Consider the following 930-nt stretch of genomic DNA (forward strand, 5'->3'; position numbering starts at 1 on the left):
GTGATAGAAATTATCTATCACCTTTTTGTCTAATATTTAAATTTAATTTATCTACTACTAAAATAAATCTAAATGCAATTTAAGAAATTAAATAGTTGAATAGTATATTAAAGCATAATGGTAAAGACAAAAATATAAAATTCTTTATAGTCATAAGTTTTATCTCATCATTTTTATTTTCTTCATTAAAGTAATTGTCTTGATAAAAGGTGGCTCTATTTTGATAACCTGTTTTTAATACCCCATTTTGAATTAATAGGAGTATAAAAAATATTGCTAATAAAATAAAGTTGTAATTTTTTTCTTTTAATATAAAATTAATTGTAATAACTATAAAACTATATAAAACATATAAAAAAATTTTCATAAAAAGCACCTAAATTCCATATTTATATTTTATGTTAAACCAAATCTAGTTCCTATAAAAACATCTACATAATCAGTCCAAGTGGCACTTGATACACTTCTCTTTACTGTTAAATGAGCCTGTGCATTTACTCCACCTGCTCCACTAGCATCATAGTAGTAATTAGAACTTGGAGAAAATGAATATGTAGAACCCATTTTTGGTGAATTCCATGTTGTAGAATTAAATTTTTCTATTCCAGAAGTACGATTACCTGTAGCATTAAGATATCTACTGTAACCAGAAATTGAACGTAGATATAGTTTTGTAGGAGTCATTTGTGGGTCTGACTTAGATATAACACCACCACTCACATTAGTTATTTTATATCCAGGATATCCATCAGGCAAATTACGTTTATCATATGTCATTTTTACAAAATACTTTACATCTGCAAGTATTTCTTCCTGATATTTGTTAAGTATAGCTCTAGTTACTATTACAGTTGCGTCAAATGTTTCTGAATCTTTATTTTCAGCTATTTTTACAACATCTAATATTGTATCTTCTTCTGTTGATATTAA

Annotated in this window: 1 protein-coding gene; it reads right to left on the bottom strand. The window is 25.8% G+C overall.

The annotated features are described in order from the left end of the window. Window positions 1–396: 396 nt before the first annotated feature. Window positions 397–930, bottom strand: a 534-nt coding sequence (locus IC173_RS20260; RefSeq protein ID WP_227856204.1) for a hypothetical protein, incomplete at its 5' end; no start/stop codon positions are given.

Origin of the sequence: Clostridioides sp. ES-S-0048-02 (genome assembly GCF_020658495.1) — a bacterium.
Classification (GTDB): Bacteria; Bacillota; Clostridia; order Peptostreptococcales; family Peptostreptococcaceae; genus Clostridioides.